Raw genomic sequence first — 17,245 nt, 5'->3', positions numbered from 1 at the left:
CTACCGCGTGGCCATCGGCGCGGCTGCGGCCTGGTTCCAATCGCCGCCCACCGCCTTGACGAGGAACACGCTCGTCGTCATCTGCTGGCCGAGAATCTGCACCGCCGTGCGCTGGTTGTTCAACAGCGACTGCTGCGCGGTGATCACGTCCAACGACGTTGCCAAACCGCCCTCATAGCGCGCGCTGGCAATGTCGTAGACCTTGCGGGCGCTTTCCACGGCATGGCGCGCCTGGCTTGCGGCACGGTCCAGCGATTGCAGTCCGGCCAGACCATCTTCGACTTCCTGCAGCGCGCCCAGCACCGTCTGGCGGTAGTTCGCGATCGCACCTTGGTAGGCCGCGTTGGCAATGTCCACACGCGCCCGCGTGCGGCCGGCGTCAAACACCGTCTGCGCGATCTGCGTGCCGAACGACCACAGCAGCGTCGGCGCAGAAAACAGCAGCGCCAGATCGCGGCTTTCCCAACCGGCGCCGCCGTTGAGCATCACGCTCGGGAAGAACGCAGCGCGTGCCACACCGACTTGCGCGTTGGCAGCAGCGGCCCCGCGTTCAGCGGCCGCCACGTCGGGCCGGCGTTCGATGACGTCGGACGGCAGCGCCACCGGAATCTGCGGCGCCGTGCCCTTGAGCGGCGTCGGCTCGATGTGAAAAGCGGGTGCAGGTGTGCCGACCAATGTGGCCAGCGCGTGTTCGTACTGCGCGCGTTGCTTGGTCAGCAGTTCGGCCTGCGTGGCGGTGCTGTCGACCAGCGCCTGTTGCTGCGCCAGGTCGAGCCCCGATGCCACGCCGTCCTGATGCCGTGAGGTGACGAAATCGAGCGCCTTGCGCTGCAGCGCCAGCCCTTCCTGCACCACGGCGATTTCCGCGTCGGTCTCGCGCAGGTTGTACCAGGTGGTGGCGACCTGCGCGGCCAGCAGCAGGCGGAAGTTCTCGAGATTGGCGCCGGCCTGTTCTTCGCTGGCGGCGGCATTGGCGACGGTGTTGCGCACGCGGCCGAACAGATCGGCTTCGTAACTCGCGTCGGCCCGCAGCACGAAATCGCTCTGGATGGTCGACATGGTCGGGCTGGTGTACGACGAGAGCGGTCGCTCCGACGACGTGCGCGTGCGCGTGTCGTTGTTGGTGGCCGTGATGGTCGGCAGCAGGCTGGCGCGTGCCACGCGCGTCTGCGCCTGTGCCTGCTCCAGGTTCGACAGCGCGACCTTGAGCGACTGGTTGTGCGCCAGCGCCTGCGTGATCAGCCTGTCGAGCTGCGGATCGTTGAAGCGCTGCCACCACGGGCCTTTGGGCGTTGCATCGGCGGGCTGCGCGGCGCGCCACGGTGCTTCGGTCTGCCAGTGCGCCGGCACGTCCATGGCGGGGCGCTCGTACGTCGGTGCCAGCGAGCAACCGGCCAGCGAGACGATCAGCGAGGCCGCCAGCGCGGTGGTGTGCAGCCGCGTCATGATGCGTGCGGCGCCGATGCCCCCGGTGCCGATGCGGGTGCGGGCGTGACGATGGTCACCGCCTCGCCTTGCTCGATCGAATCGGCCGGGTTCAGGATCAGCGCGTCCGTCGCCTTCAGGCCAGACACGATTTCCACCGTGCGGCCGTAGTCGCGCCCGATGGTGACAGGGCGCAGGTCGACGCGGCCGTTTTCTGCAATGGCGATGCGCGGGCCTTCCTTACGGAAGAGCAGCGTGTTTGTCGGCACGAGGTACGTGCCCTGCCCGTTGGCGCCCGCATCGTCGCCGGACGATTTGCCCTTGATGGCGACCTGCACATACGCACCCGGCAGCAGGCGGCCGTCCTTGTTGGGCAGCTGCACTTCCACTTGCATGGTGCGCGTGGTGGCGTCGATGGCGCCGGAGGCGCGCGCGATGGTGCCGTGAAACGTCTGGCCCGGCAGCTCGGCCAGCGTCACGGCCACGTCCTGGCCGACCTTCACCTGCTGCGAATACGCCTGCGGCACATACAGGTAGATGCGCAGCGGATCGGTCTGTGCCAGCGTGAACAGCTCGCGGTTGGCGCCTGCATTGCCGGCGTTGACCAGCGTGCCGACGTCGACATTGCGCTTGGTCACCACGCCTGCAAACGGCGCCACCACGCGGCGGAAGCCTTGCAGCTCCTGCAGACGGCGCACGTTGGCTTCGGCAGCGGCCAGGTCGGCCTGGGCCTGGTTGGCGGCGCTGGTGCGCTCGTCCAGTTCCTGTTGCGAGACGGCGTCTTTCTGGCGCAGGTTCTGCCAGCGCGTGAGCGAGGTCTGCGCCAGCGCCTTGCGTGCCGCAGCCTGGTTGCGCGTGGCCTGCGCCTGGTTCAGTTCCTGGTCGACTTCGGGCGTGTCGAGCAGCGCCAGCACTTCGCCCTTGTCGACGTGGGCGCCGATGTCCTTGAACCAGCGCAGCACATAGCCGCTCGTGCGGGCATAGATGGGCGATTCAACGTAGCCCTGCAGCGTGCCCGGCAGCGTCAGCTCGCGGTTGGCGCTGGCCGGTTTGGGGGCGACGGTGGTGACGTAGCGACTGGTCTGCGCGTTCACCTGCCGCTCCAGCGCCTGCGCGTTGTAGTAGCGGCCGACCAGCGTGCGCCCAGCGCCCAGCGCCAGCACCACCACCACGGCAATCACGACCCAGCGTGCGCGGCGCATGGCGGGACCGCGATCCACCTGTTCGATCGGGTCGACGGTGACGACGTGGTGCGGCGGGCCGTCCGCAAGGTGGCCAGAATGCGCCCCGGAATGGGCTCCGGATGTTTGCTCAGACATGTCCTTCGCTTCCCCGCAAATCGTGACTACGCCGGGCGGCGCGCCGCTGCAATCTGTTGTGCACGCTGGCAAACACCACCGGAACAAAGAAGAGGGTCGAGACGGTCGCGAAGAGCAGACCGCCGATCACGGCGCGCCCCAGCGGCGCGTTCTGTTCTGCGCCTTCGCCGAGGCCCAACGCCATGGGCACCATGCCGATGATCATCGCCAGCGCCGTCATCAGCACCGGACGCAGGCGGGTGGCGCCGGCTTCGAGCGCGGCCTGCACCGGCGCGATGCCTTCGGCCAGGCGCTCGCGCGCAAAAGAGATCAGCAGGATCGAGTTGGCCGTCGCCACGCCCATCGTCATGATTGCCCCCGTGAGCGACGGCACCGACAGCGTCGTCCCCGTCACGAACAGCATCCACGCGATGCCCGCCAGCGCCGCCGGCAGTGCCGTCACGATGATGAGCGGGTCGATCCACGACTGGAAGTTCACGACGATCAGCAGGTACACCAGCACGATCGCCATGACGAGGCCGAGCCCCAAGCCGAGGAACGACGATTCCATCGTCTTCACCTGACCGCGCACCGTGACCTGCGCGCCGCGCGGCAGCTTGGGGCGGATGTCGTCGACGGCTTTCTGTACTTCCTTGGCGACCGCGCCCAGGTCACGGCCCTGCACGGCGGCATAGACGTCCACCACCGGCGTGATGTCGTAGTGCGACACCACTTGCGGCTGCACCGCGGGGCTGACCTGCACGAGGTTGCCCAGCAACTGCGGCCCGCCTGCCTGTGCAGCGCCACCGCGGGAGCTTGCCACCGGCGTGCGCAGCAGCGCGTCGAGCGAATCGACGCGGTACTGCGGGCTGGTGACGGCCACCTGGTACACCACACCGTTGATCGGGTTCAGCCAGAACGTGGGCGAGGTCTGGAAGCTTGAGCTGAGCGACACGAGCAGGTTCTGCGCCACGTCGCGCCCTTCCAGGCCGACCTGCTGGATGCGCGTGCGGTCCATGTTCAAGGCGAGCGTGGGCTGGTCGAAGCGCTGGTGCACATGCGTATCCACCGCACCAGGAATCTGCTTGATGCGGTTGGCCAGCATGCCCGCAAGCTGCTTGTTCGTGGCCACGTCGGCGCCGGAGAACTGCACGTCGATGGCCGACGGCAAACCAAAGTTCAGGATCTGGCTGACGATGTCTGCAGGCTGGAAGGCGAATTCCACGCCCGGAAAGCGCTTCGGCAGTTCCTCGCGCAGGCGGCGGATGTATTCCGCGCTCGGTTTGCGCTCGCCCTCGTGCAGGGCGATCAGGATTTCGCCATCCAGCGTGCCGATCGTGCCGGCGTTGCTGTACGACAGGTTGATCCCCGAGTTCGGCACGCCGAGGTTGTCGAGAATCGTCGACAGTTCCTGTTTGGGGATGATGTCGCGGATGGCCGTTTCCACCTCGTCGGCCAGCCGTGCGGTTTCTTCAATCCGCAGGCCCGACGGTGCGCGCATGTGCAGGCGGATCTGTCCGGCATCCACATCGGGGAAGAAGTCACGGCCCAGCATCAGGAACAGCGCGCACGACGCCACGCAGAAGCCCAGGAATGACAGCGCGAATACGCGGCGGCGCTCCAGCAGCCCGCCCAGGATGGCGGCGTAGTTGCCGCGCATGTGTTCGAACTGCGTGTTGAACGCCCGGTAGATGCGGCCGAACGTGCTCGGTTTTGCGTCGGCTTTCCCGGCGTCATGCGGGTGGCCGGTCATGAGCATCATCACCAGCGTCGGCACCAGCGTGCGCGAAAGCACGTATGACGCCAGCATCGCAAAGATCACCGCTTCGGCCATCGGCACGAACAGGTAGCGCGCCACGCCCGTGAGGAAGAACATCGGCACGAAGACGATGCAGATGCAGATTGTGGACACGAAGGCAGGCACGGCAATTTCGGCGGCGCCATCCAGGATGGCGGTGACGGGCGCCTTGCCTTCGTGCAGATGGCGCTCGATGTTCTCGATGGTGACGGTGGCGTCGTCCACGAGAATCCCAACCGCGAGCGCCAGGCCGCCCAGCGTCATCAGATTGATGGTTTCGCCAATCAGGTGCAGCACGATGATCGACGACAGGATCGACAGCGGAATCGACACCGCAATGATGGCCGTGCTGCGCCAGTTGCCGAGGAACAGCAGGATCATGGCCGCCGTCAGGCATGCGGCGATGATCGCCTCGCGGATCACGCCTTCAATGGCCGCCTTCACGAACAGCGACTGATCGAACAGGGGCGTGATCTTCAGGTCTTGCGGCAGCGCGGCGGCCGCGGCCGGCAGCAGCTTGTGGATGTTGTTGACGATATCGAGCGTCGATGCGCCGCCGTTCTTCAGGATGGACAGCAGCACCCCGCGCTGGCCGTCCTGGCGCACCACATTCGTCTGCGGCGAGAAACCGTCGCGCACGTGGGCCACGTCGCCCAGGTACAGCGTGGCGCCGTTGCTGGTCCTTACCGGAATCGCATTGAGCGCGGCGATGCTGCCCGGCGTGCCGTTGAGCGTGACGCCGTATTCGGTGGCGTCGATCTTTTGCGTGCCGGCCGGTAGGATCAGGTTCTGCGCGCCTACCGCGTTGACGATGTCGACGGGCGTCAGGCCCTGCGCCAGCAGCTTCTGCGTATCGAGATCGACCGTGATCTGCCGGCTCTTGCCGCCATACGGAAACGGCACCGCGATGCCCGGCACCGTGATCAGGCGCGGGCGCAGGAAGTTCAGCGCCGCATCATTGAGTTCCTGCTCCGACAGCGTGTTGCTGGACAGGCCCAGTTGCAGGATCGGAATGCTCGACGCCGAATACTTGATCACCAGCGGCGGCGTGGTGCCCGGCGGCAACTGCCGCACCTGCGCCTGCGTGCTCGCCACGATCTGCGCGAGCGCGGTCTGGATGTTGGCGTTGGGCTGGAAGAAGACTTTGATGATCGACACGCCGCCCAACGATTGCGACTCGATGTGCTCGATGTCGTTGACGGTCGTCGTCAGGCTGCGCTCGGTGACGGAGACGATGCGGTCGGCCATCTCCTTCGCGGGCAGCCCGTTGTAGTTCCAGATGATGCTCGCGATCGGAATGTCGATTTCCGGGAAGATGTCCGTGGGCGTACGCATGAGCGTAAACGGCGTCGCCAGCAGGATCAGCAGGGCGAGGACGATGAACGTCAGCGGCCTTCGCAGCGCGAGTTGGACAATCCACATGGAGGCGTTTCAGAACCGCGGTGCGTTGATGGAGGGCGACGGTTGTTCGATCCGGCCCGACAGGCAGGGACCAGCCATTCTAGCGCCGGGGGCCGCCGATCAATATGTCGCTTTGATCTGACTTTATTACATTGCATAACGGCAACTGCCGTGGCAACTGAAGGGCCCTGCTCAGCGCAGATTGCGCCCGCATTGCAGCAGCAGATCGTGGAGCAATGCCGCGTGCGCAGCGTCGATTCCTTGCAGCATTTCCTGCTCGAGCCGGCTCACGGCTTCATCGCACAGCGCCAGCAGCGCGAGCGCTTCGTCGGTCAGGCCCAGCATGACGATGCGGCCATGCGTTGGATCGGGCGTGCGCGTCACCCAGCCGCGGGCTTCCATCGCCTTCACCACTTCATTGGCCGACTGCGGCGACATGAACGAGCGCTCCGCCAGTTGCGCGTTCGACAGGCTGCCGCGCGCGTGCAGCACAGACAGCGCCGTGAATTGCGGCACCGTCAGCCCGTGCGGGGCGAGCGCTTCGCCCAGGCGGCGCTTGACGATGCGGTCGGTGCGGCCGATCAGGTAGGGCAGTCGTGCAGACGTTGCGGGTGCGCCGTCTTGTGCGGGCTGAGGTGTGTTGCGTTTGGTTCGTGTGGCCGCCATGGATGTGAGTGGGTGTGCACCTATGCAGATGCGCACATTCTGCTACGTGTCGTTCGGATCAGGGTTTACGGCAATGATAATCTCCTTGTTATATCAGGCTACCTGATATTAAATTGGCACCAAGCTGAGACGCGCCGCACACAAGACGGCGGGCATCTCAAGCAGCCGACAGATCAAGGAGACGGAAATGGCTGATTACCAAGGGCGCTGGCAAACCGTGGACGTAAAGGTGGACCAGGGCATTGCATGGGTGACGTTCAACCGCCCCGAGAAGCGCAATGCCATGAGCCCGACGCTCAACTCGGACATGATCCAGGTGCTCGAAGCGCTGGAGCTGGATGCCGATGCCAAGGTGCTGGTGTTGACCGGCGCGGGCGATGCGTGGACGGCCGGCATGGATTTGAAGGAGTACTTCCGCGAAGTCGACGCCGGTCCGGAAATCCTGCAGGAGAAGATCCGGCGCGATGCCTGCCAGTGGCAATGGAAGCTGCTGCGCATGTATGCCAAGCCGACCATCGCGATGGTCAACGGCTGGTGCTTCGGCGGCGGGTTCTCGCCGCTGGTGGCGTGCGATCTGGCGATTGCGGCGGACGAGGCCACCTTCGGTCTGTCGGAAATCAACTGGGGCATTCCGCCGGGCAACCTCGTCAGCAAGGCGATGGCCGATACCGTGGGCCACCGCCAGGCGCTCTACTACATCATGACCGGCGAGACCTTCACCGGTCAGCAGGCCGCCGCCATGGGCCTCGTCAACGAGAGCGTGCCGCGTGCCCACCTGCGTGCGCGCACCGTGGCACTGGCCGAGAAGCTGCTGGAGAAGAACCCCGTGGTGCTGCGTGCCGCCAAGCACGGCTTCAAGCGCAGCCGCGAGCTGACATGGGAGCAGAACGAGGATTATCTGTACGCCAAGCTCGACCAGGCCACGCTGCGTGATCCGGAGGGCGGCCGCGAGCAGGGCCTCAAGCAGTTCCTGGACGACAAGTCGATCAAGCCGGGCCTGCAAGCCTACAAGCGCGCCTGATCTGGCCCGCTCACGCCAACGCCCCCGGAGACGAACCCATGCCTGAGGTGACTCAGCTTGTGACCCTGCTGATCGGCGGTGAAAGCCGGCCAGCTGCCAACGGTGCCACCTTCGAGCGCCGCAATCCCGTCAACGACGCAGTCGCATCGCGCGCGGCGGCGGCCACGCTGGAAGATGCCGACGCCGCTGTGCAGGCTGCCGCTGATGCGTTCCCCGCGTGGGCGGCCTTGGCGCCGGGCGAGCGCCGCAAGCGGCTGCTCAAAGCGGCCGACTTGATGGACCAGCACACCGACGCCTTCATTCGCGCCGGCGCGGCGGAGACCGGCGCCAGCCCCAACTGGATCGGCTTCAACGTCATGCTGGCGGCCAACATGCTGCGCGAAGCCGCCTCCATGACCACGCAGATCGACGGCAGCGTGATCCCCTCGGATGTGCCGGGCAACTTTGCGATGGCCGTGCGCCAGCCTTGCGGTGTGGTGCTCGGCATTGCACCGTGGAATGCGCCGGTGATCCTGGGCACGCGCGCGCTGGCCATGCCGCTGGCATGCGGCAACACGGTCGTGCTCAAGGCCTCGGAGCTGTGCCCGGCCGTGCACCGGCTGATCGGCGCAGTGCTGCAGGAGGCTGGCCTGGGCGATGGCGTGGTGAACGTGGTGACCAACGCGCCGGCCGACGCCGCCGAGGTGGTGGAGCGCCTGATCGCGCATCCGGCCGTGCGCCGCGTGAACTTCACGGGCTCGACGCACGTCGGGCGCATCATTGCGCAGCACGCAGCGCGGCACCTGAAGCCTGCGCTGTTGGAACTGGGCGGCAAGGCGCCGGTGCTGGTGCTGGACGATGCCGACCTGGATGCCGCCGTGGAAGCAATTGCGTTTGGCGCATTCTTCAACCAGGGGCAGATCTGCATGTCGACCGAACGCGTCATTGTCGATCGCAAGATTGCCGATGCCCTCGTCGACAAGCTGGCCGCCAAGGCGCGCACGCTGCGCGCAGGTGACCCCACCGACGCGACCGCCCAGCTGGGCGCGATGGTGAGCGTAGATGCGGCCCGGCGCGTGCAGGCGCTGGTGGAAGACGCCCGCGCGCACGGCGCTGCGCTGCCCGTCGGCTTGCACATGGATGGCGCCATCGTGCAGCCGGCCATCGTGGATGGCGTGACGCCCGCCATGCGGCTGTACAACGAGGAATCGTTCGGCCCCGTGGTGACGGTGGCGCGCGTGGATGGCGATGAAGAGGCGATTCGCCTGGCCAATGACAGCGAATACGGTTTGTCGGCCGCCGTGTTCAGCCGCGATGTGTCGCGCGCCATGCGGGTCGCGCAGCGTATCGAATCGGGCATCTGCCACATCAACGGCCCCACCGTGCACGACGAGGCGCAGATGCCGTTTGGCGGCGTGAAGAGCAGCGGCTACGGCCGGTTTGGCGGCAAGGCGTCGATTGCGGAATTTACCGAACTGCGCTGGATCACCTTGCAGAATACGCCGCGCCACTATCCGATTTAACCGATCTGAAGTTCGGCAGTCGCCCACCACAACCATAAAACGGGCGGCGCATTCAGGAGACAAGACGTGAATCACGTCGAAATGCAGGCTCAGGGCCCGCAGGTTCAAACCGGGCATCACACGCCGCCCCCGGCAGGTGTGCCAAATCACCCCTACAGGCAGGTTGCCGTGAGCGATGCGCCTGCGCGTTGCGAGATGGACGCGCGCGGCGGCGGTGTCTGGCACGTGCGCAATACCGAAGCGCTGGCCGCGCATCCGCCGCGCATGACCGACTGCCTGGTCGCAGGCGCGCAGCGCCATCCGGATCGCGTGCTGGCCGCCCGTCGCGGGCCGGACGGCGAGTGGATCAAGCTGACCTATCGCGAGATGCTGGAGCGCGCACGCGCCATCGGTCAGGCCTTGCTGGATCGCGGTGTCTCCGCCGAGCGCCCGCTGGCGATTCTGTCCGGCAACGATCTTGAGCACTTGCAGCTGGCGCTGGGCGCCATGTGGGCGGGTGTGCCGTATGCGCCGGTGTCGCCGCCGTATGCATTGGTGTCGACGGATTTCGGCAAGCTGCGCCACGTGTTTGACGTGCTGACGCCGGGGCTCGTCTATGCCGCCGACGGCGCGGCCTTTGCCAACGCCATCGGCGCGGTGGTGCCGCCCGGCGTGGAGGTCATCACGCGCGACGGCGTATTGTCCGGGCGCAGCGCGACGGCCTTCGACACGCTGCTGCAAACGCCCGTGACGACGGCAGACGCCGCGCAGGCCGCAACCGGCCCCGATACGCTCGTCAAGGTGCTGTTCACCTCCGGCTCGACGCGCGCCCCCAAGGCCGTGCCGACGACGCACCGCATGCTGTGCAGCAACCAGCAGATGCTGCGCCAGACGATTCCCGAATTCGCCAAGGAGCCGCCGGTGCTGGTGGATTGGCTGCCGTGGAACCACACGTTCGGTGGCAGCCACAACGTCGGCATCGTGCTCTACAACGGCGGCACGCTTTACATCGATGACGGCCGGCCCGTGCCCGGCAAATTCGACGAGACGCTGCGCAACCTGCACGAGATCGCACCCACCGCGTATTTCAATGTGCCCAAGGGGTGGGAAGAACTCGCGCTGGCGCTGGAACGGGACCCGGCGCTGCGCGAGACTTTCTTCTCCCGCGTGAAGCTCTACTTTTTTGGCGGTGCAGGACTGTCGCAAGAAGCCTGGGACCGGCTGGAGCGCGTGACCGGCCAGCACAGCGGCGAACGCATCCGCATCATGGCCGGCCTGGGCATGACAGAGACGTCGCCGTGCTGCCTGTTCACGACCCGGCCGATCATGCGTTCCGGCTATGTCGGCACGCCGGCGCCGGGCTGCGAACTCAAGCTCGTGCCCGTGGGCGACAAGCTGGAGGCGCGCTTTCGCGGGCCGCATGTCATGCGTGGCTACTGGCGCCTGGGCGAAGAGCCTGCCGCACCGGTCTTCGATGAAGACGGCTACTACTGCAGCGGCGACGCGCTGCGTTTCTACGACGCGGACCACCCCGAAAAAGGCCTCGTCTTCGATGGCCGCATCGCGGAGGACTTCAAGCTCAGCTCCGGCACGTTCGTCAGCGTGGGCCCGTTGCGCGCACGCGTGATTGCCGCAGGCGCGCCGTATGTGCAGGACGTGGTGATTGCCGGCATGAACCGTGACGACATCGGCTTGCTGGTGTTCCCGCAGGTGGAGCGATGCCGGCGGCTGTCTGGCCTGCCGCCAAGCGCCAGCGCAGCCGAAGTGCTGGCCGCCCCCGCCGTGCGCGCCGCATTTGCCGCGCTGCTGCACGAATTGAACGCCACGGCCACCGGCAGCGCGACGCGCGTGGCGCGGCTGCTGTTGCTCGATGTGCCGCCATCGCTTGACCGCGGCGAGATCACCGACAAGGGCACGCTCAACCAGCGCGCCGTGCTGGCCCACCGTGCCGAGCAGGTCGACACGCTGTATCGCGATGGCGATCCCGCGGTGATTCGCGCGGGCTGATTCCAACGCAGCACGACACCCAACCGGCAAAGACCGGTTCATCCACCCAGGAGGAGACTCATGAAGACCGTCATGTCACGGGGCATGGCGCTGGCCGCGCTCGCCCTCACGCTGAGCTGCGCCGGCTGCAACGACGACAGCACCAGCGACGCATCGTCGTCGCAAGCATCGCAGCTGCCGCAGCTTTCGCCTGCCACGGGTTTGAATCTCGCCGCCGCGTGCGAGAGCTTTGCCGGCAAGCTGAGTTTTGCCAACACCAGCATCACCGCCATCTCGACCGTGGCGGCAGGCACGTTGAGCGTGGGCGGCAACGCCGTGCCCGAGCACTGCCTGATCACCGGCACCATGAACACGCGTGTGAGCCCGGTGGACGGCAAGACGTACGCCATCGGTTTCGAGATGCGTCTGCCCAAGGCATGGAACGGTCGCTTCTACTACCAGGCCAACGGCGGGCTGGATGGCGCGGTGGCCACGGCGCTCGGCGCGTTGGGCGGTGGCCCGGTCAGCAGTGCGCTGGGCTCCGGGTTTGCCGTCATCAGTTCGGATGCGGGGCACAACGGTAGCCAGGTGCCGCTGTTCGGGCGCGACCCGCAGGCGCGTCTGGATTACGGCTACAACGCCGTTGCCACGCTCACGCCGATGGCCAAGTCGATGATCGCGCAGGTGTACGGCAAGGCGCCGGACCGCAGCTACTTTGGCGGGTGCTCCAACGGCGGGCGCCATGCGATGGTGGCCGCCGCGCGTTCGGCCAATGCGTATGACGGCATCGTGGCCGGCGACCCGGGCTTCCATCTGCCCAAGGCGGCCATCAACGAGGTGTACAGCGCGCAGCAACTGGCGACGGTGGCGACCGCCAACACCAGCGCGGGCTTTCCAGACATCACCACGTCCCTGTCCGCCACGGAGCGCGCCATGGTGGCCAGCCACGTACTCGCCAAGTGCGACGCATTGGACGGCACGACCGACGGCATGATCAACAACCTCAAGGCGTGCCAGACCGCCTTCAGCCTCGCCAACGACGTGCCGACCTGCACCGGCACCCGCGACGGCACTTGCCTGACCGCCGCGCAGAAAACCGTGATGGCCAACCTGTTTGCCGGCGCGCGCAACAGTGCGGGGCAGGCGCTGTACTCGGGCTTTTCGTTTGACGCCGGCATCAGCGGCAGCAACTGGGCGGCGTGGAAGCAGGGCAACTCGATCCAGCTCGACCCCGCAGCGCTGGCGTTCGTGTTTACGACCACGCCGCAGCCGGCGTCGGCCATCACGTCACTCACCGCGTATGGCCTGGCGTTCAACATGGACACCGACGCGCCGAAGATCTTCGCCACAGACGCCACGTACACCGAATCCGCCTGGTCGTTCATGACGCCGCCGGATGAGACCAACCTCGGCACGCTCAAGGGGCGCGGCGCCAAGCTGATGGTCTATCACGGCACGAGCGACCCGGTGTTCTCGTCCGACGACACGACCGACTGGTACCAGCGCCTGGCCGCAGCCAATGGCGGCGATGCCAGCAACTTCGCGCGCTTCTATCCGGTGCCGGGCATGAATCACTGCGCGGGCGGGCCGACCGCCGACCAGTTCGACATGCTCACGCCGCTGGTGGCCTGGGTGGAGCGCGGCGTGGCGCCCGACAGCGTGGTCGCCACCGCACGCGGCCCCGCCAACGCCGTGCCGAATGCCGAAGTGCCCAGCGACTGGAATGCCGCCGGCCACGACCGCACGCGTCCGCTGTGCGCCTACCCGAAGAACGCGCGCTACACGGGCACCGGCAACATCAACGACGCCTCGAGCTTCAGTTGCCAATGACGGCCGCCCAACATCCGGAAGGAGACGCCATGCAAACCACCACCACGACGTTGAGCCGGGAGTCCGTTGGCCCCGGCGTCGCCATGACGCTCGGGCTGTGCTTCATCGTTGCGCTGCTCGAAGGGCTCGATCTGCAATCCATCGGCGTGGCTGCGCCGCGCATGGCGCGCGAGTTCGGCCTATCGGTCGGGCAGATGGGTTTTGCCTTCAGCGCCGGCACGTTCGGCCTGTTGCCGGGCGCCATGCTGGGCGGCCGGCTGGCGGATCGCATCGGCCGCAAGCGCGTGCTGATCCTGGCGACGGCGCTGTTCGGCATCTTTTCGATCGCCACCGCGCACGTGTGGGATTTCAACAGCCTGCTGATGATTCGCGTGGCCACCGGCATCGGTCTGGGTGCCGCCATGCCCAACCTGATCGCGCTGTGTGCCGAAGCGGTACCCGCACGCCTGCGCAACACCGCCGTGAGCGTCATGTATTGCGGCATTCCATTCGGCGGTGCCATCGCCGCGGTGGTCGGCATGTTGAGCGCAGGCGATTCCGGTTGGCGCCATATCTTCTACGTGGGCGGCTTCGGCCCGCTCGTGGTGGTGCCGCTGCTGCTGACGCTGCAGGAATCACGCCGGTTTGACAGCGCGCAGCGTGGTGCCATCCAGCCGCCGTCGGTGTCATGGGCGCTGTTCGGCGAGCGCCGGATGGCGGCCACGCTGTTCCTGTGGGTCAGCTATTTCTTCACGCTGATCGTGCTGTATTTCCTGCTCAACTGGCTGCCCTCCCTGATGGCGGCGCAGGGCCTGAGCCGGCCGCAGGTGGGCATGGTGCAGATCCTGTTCAACATCGGCGGCGGTGCCGGCGCGCTGGGCATTGGCATGTTGATGGACGCGGCGCGCCCGCGCTGGGTGGTGTCGGGCATGTATGTCGGCATCATCGCGGCGCTGTCGTTGCTGGCGGCGGCGGGCGGCATGACGTCGATGTCGGCCGGCGCCTTCATGGCTGGGCTGTTCGTGATTGGCGCGCAGTCGGTGCTGTATGCGCTGGCGGCGGCGTACTACCCGACCGTCGTGCGCGGCACTGGCGTGGGCGCCGCGGTGGCGGTGGGCCGGTTGGGGTCGATCGCCGGGCCGCTGCTGGCGGGGCAACTGCTGGCGATGGGGCAGCACGCCACCACCATCATTGGCGCCAGCATCCCGGTCACCATCATCGCGGCGCTGGCTGCGCTGCTGCTGCTCAAGCGGCCACGCGTGCAGGACTGACACAGCAGTTCCATTTTTCGCGCCGTCCGGCCGGATGGCGCCTTTCACATCCACATATTCCAAACTGCCGGCCCGCCAGACATGGGGGGCGGGACCGGCTCGACCCTAGGAGGGGCCCCACATGCAAACCACCACCTTGCGCACGCACTGTCTCGCACTGGCAGCGGCCACGAGCGCACTCGCCAGCGGCGCGGCCAACGCGCAGAGCGTCACGCTCTACGGCCTGATCGACACCGGCATCGAATACGTGAGCCACGCCAATGCCAACGGCAACGGCCTCACGCGCATCCCGTCGGTCACGGGCACGCTGCCCTCACGCTGGGGCTTGCGCGGCGCGGAAGACCTGGGCAACGGCATGAAGGCCGTGTTCACGCTGGAAAGCGGCTTCAACACCGACACCGGCACTTCCGGCCAGGGCGGCCGCCTGTTCGGCCGGCAGGCGTGGGTCGGGCTGGCCAGCGATTACGGCACCGTCACGCTGGGCCGGCAGTACAGCATGGTGTTTCTGTCGCTGGCCGATGCAGACATCCTCGGCCCCAGCCAGTACGCCATCGGCTCACTCGATGCGTACATTCCAAACGCGCGCACGGACAATACCATCGCCTACAAAGGCACCTTCAGCGGCCTGACGGTGGGCGCTACGTATTCGTTCGGGCGTGACGCGGCGGGCGGTGTGCCGGCCTCCGGAACCTGCGCGGGTGAGGTGGCGGGCAATGCATCGGCGTGTCGCGCCATGTCGGCCATGGTGAAGTACGACGCGGCCACCTTTGGCGTGGCCGGCGCTTATGAAGAGCAGCGCGGCGGCACCGGCGCCACCGCATCGTTCTTCAACGGCAGCGCGCCCGTTGCGTTCACCGATGCGGGCGACAAGGACCGCCGCATCGTCGCCAACGGCTATGTGAAGCTCGGCAACGCCAAGCTCGGCGTGGGCTGGATCGGTCGCCACGTGCAGGCCGTTGCCGGCGACGTCCGTTCCAACCTCTACTTCGTCAACGGCAGCTATCCGCTCACGGGCGCGCTGACGCTGGATGCCGGTCTGATCCGCCTCGTCAATGCCGACCAGAGCCGCAGCGCGACGATGGCCGTGCTGCGCGGCGTCTATGCGCTCTCAAAGCGCACGGCGCTGTATGCGCAGACGGGCTATCTGTGGAACAGCGCCAACGCGCAGTATTCCGTAAGCGGTGGCGGCGGTGGAACCACGCCGGGCAAGGGCGTGAACCAGCTCGGCGCGATGGTCGGGATGCGGACGGCGTTCTGATGCAGCGGGGGGCGGCACCGTCACCCGTTGACGATCTCCCCCCCATTCGGATGCAGCGTCTGCCCCGTCATGTAGCTCGCATCGGCAGACGCCAGAAAGATGTAGCACGGCGCCACTTCATCCGGCTGGCCCGCCCGGCCCAGCGGCTCGTTGCTGCCGAATTTGGCGACGTGCTCGGCGTCGAAGGTGGACGGGATCAGCGGTGTCCAGATCGGCCCCGGCGCCACGGCATTCACCAGGATGCCCTTGTCCGCCACCTGCTGCGCCAGCGAGCGCGTGAACGCCACGATCGCCCCCTTGGTGGCGGCGTAGTCCACCAGGTGGCCGCTGCCGCGAAACGCCGTGACCGAGGTGGTCGTGATGATGCGCGCGCCTTCATGCAGGTGCGGCAGCGCGGCACGGATCAAATAGAACATCGCGAAGACGTTCGTGCGGAACGTGCGTTCCAGCTGCGCCGCATCGATGTCGGCCAGGCTCTGCTGCGGGTGCTGTTCTGCCGCATTGCTCACCACGATGTCGATCTTGCCGAAGGTGGCCACCGCCTGCGTGACGACCGCGCGGGCATGCGCTTCGTCGCCCAGGTCGCCGGCAATGGCTTCGCAGCGGCGGCCGGTCGCGCGGACGAGGCGGCAGGTCTGGTTGGCGTCGTCGTGTTCGTCCAGGTACGCGATCAGCACATCGGCGCCTTCCTTGGCAAAGCCGATGGCGACCGCGCGGCCGATGCCGCTGTCGCCGCCGGTGACGATGGCGACCTTGTCGGCCAGCTTGCCGCTGCCGACGTAATTTTCCATCTCCGCCTGCGGGCGTGGCGTCATGTCGCTCTCGGTGCCGGGCTGGCGGTCCTGGTGCTGCGGTGGTTGCTGCTGTGGCTGCTCGGGCATGGCGGGCTCGCTATGAAAGTGTGGATACACCGGCTTTCAGCACACGGCATGCCATCGCGTTTCAATCGGGCCTGGCGTGCGGTCTGGCGCGCATGCGCGCGGCACGCCGCTTGCTAGCGTGGTGGAAAACACTTCACATCCACCACGGGAGGCGCCATGGACACGCTGCTGTTCCTCTTTGGCGAAGGCAAGGATCTCAACCCGTTACAAACCGCGATGCGTGCAGTGGTGGTGTTCGCCATCGGGCTGGCGCTGGTTCGCCTGTCGGGCCGCCGCTCGTTCGGCCAGCGTGCGCCGTTCGATTTCGTTGTTGCGGTGTTGCTGGGCGCCACGCTGAGCCGCGCTATCGTCGGCGCATCGCCTTTTTTGGCGACGGTGTCGGCTTCGCTCGCACTGGTGGCGGTGCACCGTCTGCTGGGGTGGGCATGCGTGCGGCTACCCAAGCTCGATCGGCTCATCGCCGGCCGCGAACGCGAGATCTATCGGGAAGGGTGCTTCGACCAAGGCCAGATGGATGCCGCGCTCATCACCGTGGGTGATGTGCATGAGAGCGTGCGCCAGACCCTCGGCTCGCGCACGCTGGACGATGTGGAGGCCGCCATTCTGGAGCGCAACGGGCAGGTCAGCCTGATCCGCAAGCGCCGCTGATTTTTCACACCTGCACACGTACACCGGAGGCAACCATGCGAGACAGGCAAGAGAAGGAAAACCGCGACGCCGAACAGCGTCAGGCCGACTGGGAACAGGCCGAGTCGCACCGCAAGCCGGGCGATCGGCCGGCCAATGCGGAAGCCGGCCGCACAGGCAGCACGGCACCGAAGCCGCAGAGCAAGCACGACACGCTGCGCCGCATGCGCCAAGGCGAAGTGCCGCCGGGCATCACGCGCGACAAGCTGCACGACCCCGGGGAGCAGACGCCGGACGCGCCCTCGACTGACAACCGGAGCTGA

Annotated in this window: 13 protein-coding genes; 8 read left to right on the top strand and 5 right to left on the bottom strand. The window is 67.0% G+C overall.

Annotation, left to right across the window (positions count from 1 at the left end):
* The 4 genes from R2669_RS16855 to R2669_RS16840 all read right to left on the bottom strand — a co-directional run bounded on the left by R2669_RS16855 (position 1) and on the right by R2669_RS16840 (position 6,588).
* Positions 1 to 1,446 carry an efflux transporter outer membrane subunit gene (locus R2669_RS16855; protein WP_316901345.1) on the bottom strand — a complete coding sequence of 482 codons (1,446 nt, stop codon included), beginning with the start codon at positions 1,444 to 1,446 and terminating at the stop codon, positions 1 to 3.
* Entirely contained in the window at positions 1,443 to 2,744 is a 1,302-nt protein-coding gene (locus tag R2669_RS16850; protein WP_316901343.1) for an efflux RND transporter periplasmic adaptor subunit, read from the bottom strand. The genes R2669_RS16855 and R2669_RS16850 overlap by 4 nt, the downstream gene beginning before the upstream one ends.
* On the bottom strand, positions 2,737 to 5,943 hold the full coding sequence (locus R2669_RS16845; protein WP_316901341.1) for an efflux RND transporter permease subunit: 3,207 nt from the start codon (positions 5,941 to 5,943) through the stop codon (positions 2,737 to 2,739). The genes R2669_RS16850 and R2669_RS16845 overlap by 8 nt, the downstream gene beginning before the upstream one ends.
* A 171-nt stretch (positions 5,944 to 6,114) precedes the next feature.
* A complete protein-coding gene (locus R2669_RS16840; RefSeq protein WP_147217618.1) occupies positions 6,115 to 6,588 on the bottom strand; it encodes a MarR family winged helix-turn-helix transcriptional regulator in 474 nt (157 codons plus the stop codon).
* A gap of 187 nt (positions 6,589 to 6,775) precedes the next feature.
* On the opposite strand from R2669_RS16840, the gene R2669_RS16835 reads away from it, so the two are divergent.
* The 6 genes from R2669_RS16835 to R2669_RS16810 all read left to right on the top strand — a co-directional run bounded on the left by R2669_RS16835 (position 6,776) and on the right by R2669_RS16810 (position 15,414).
* Positions 6,776 to 7,609 carry a p-hydroxycinnamoyl CoA hydratase/lyase gene (locus R2669_RS16835; RefSeq protein ID WP_027679713.1) on the top strand — a complete coding sequence of 278 codons (834 nt, stop codon included), beginning with the start codon at positions 6,776 to 6,778 and terminating at the stop codon, positions 7,607 to 7,609.
* Positions 7,610 to 7,647: 38 nt separating this feature from the next.
* Entirely contained in the window at positions 7,648 to 9,111 is a 1,464-nt protein-coding gene (locus R2669_RS16830) for an aldehyde dehydrogenase (protein ID WP_316901339.1), read from the top strand.
* An 81-nt stretch (positions 9,112 to 9,192) separates the two neighbouring features.
* A complete protein-coding gene (locus R2669_RS16825) occupies positions 9,193 to 11,097 on the top strand; it encodes a feruloyl-CoA synthase (protein ID WP_316901487.1) in 1,905 nt (634 codons plus the stop codon).
* Between the two features lie 60 nt (positions 11,098 to 11,157).
* Positions 11,158 to 12,906, top strand: a complete 1,749-nt coding sequence (locus R2669_RS16820; protein WP_316901337.1) for a tannase/feruloyl esterase family alpha/beta hydrolase — start codon at positions 11,158 to 11,160, stop codon at positions 12,904 to 12,906.
* A 29-nt stretch (positions 12,907 to 12,935) separates the two neighbouring features.
* Positions 12,936 to 14,156, top strand: a complete 1,221-nt coding sequence (mhpT, locus tag R2669_RS16815) for a 3-(3-hydroxy-phenyl)propionate transporter MhpT (protein WP_316901336.1) — start codon at positions 12,936 to 12,938, stop codon at positions 14,154 to 14,156.
* A 121-nt stretch (positions 14,157 to 14,277) separates the two neighbouring features.
* A complete protein-coding gene (locus R2669_RS16810) occupies positions 14,278 to 15,414 on the top strand; it encodes a porin (protein ID WP_316901334.1) in 1,137 nt (378 codons plus the stop codon).
* Positions 15,415 to 15,434: 20 nt separating this feature from the next.
* On the opposite strand, the gene R2669_RS16805 is transcribed toward R2669_RS16810, so the two are convergent.
* Positions 15,435 to 16,295, bottom strand: a complete 861-nt coding sequence (locus R2669_RS16805) for an SDR family oxidoreductase (protein ID WP_316901332.1) — start codon at positions 16,293 to 16,295, stop codon at positions 15,435 to 15,437.
* A 156-nt stretch (positions 16,296 to 16,451) separates the two neighbouring features.
* On the opposite strand from R2669_RS16805, the gene R2669_RS16800 reads away from it, so the two are divergent.
* Both R2669_RS16800 and R2669_RS16795 read left to right on the top strand, forming a co-directional pair.
* Positions 16,452 to 16,943 (top strand): DUF421 domain-containing protein, encoded by a 492-nt coding sequence (locus R2669_RS16800; protein ID WP_147217608.1) that lies wholly within the window; start codon positions 16,452 to 16,454, stop codon positions 16,941 to 16,943.
* A gap of 35 nt (positions 16,944 to 16,978) precedes the next feature.
* Positions 16,979 to 17,245: a hypothetical protein gene (locus R2669_RS16795; RefSeq protein ID WP_147217606.1), complete on the top strand. Its 267-nt coding sequence runs from the start codon at positions 16,979 to 16,981 to the stop codon at positions 17,243 to 17,245.

The organism is Ralstonia edaphi (assembly GCF_958350185.1).
Lineage (GTDB): Bacteria > Pseudomonadota > Gammaproteobacteria > Burkholderiales > Burkholderiaceae > Ralstonia > Ralstonia edaphi.
Note: the sequence above shows the minus strand (reverse complement) of the source record. Positions and strands in the feature narration are given on the sequence as shown.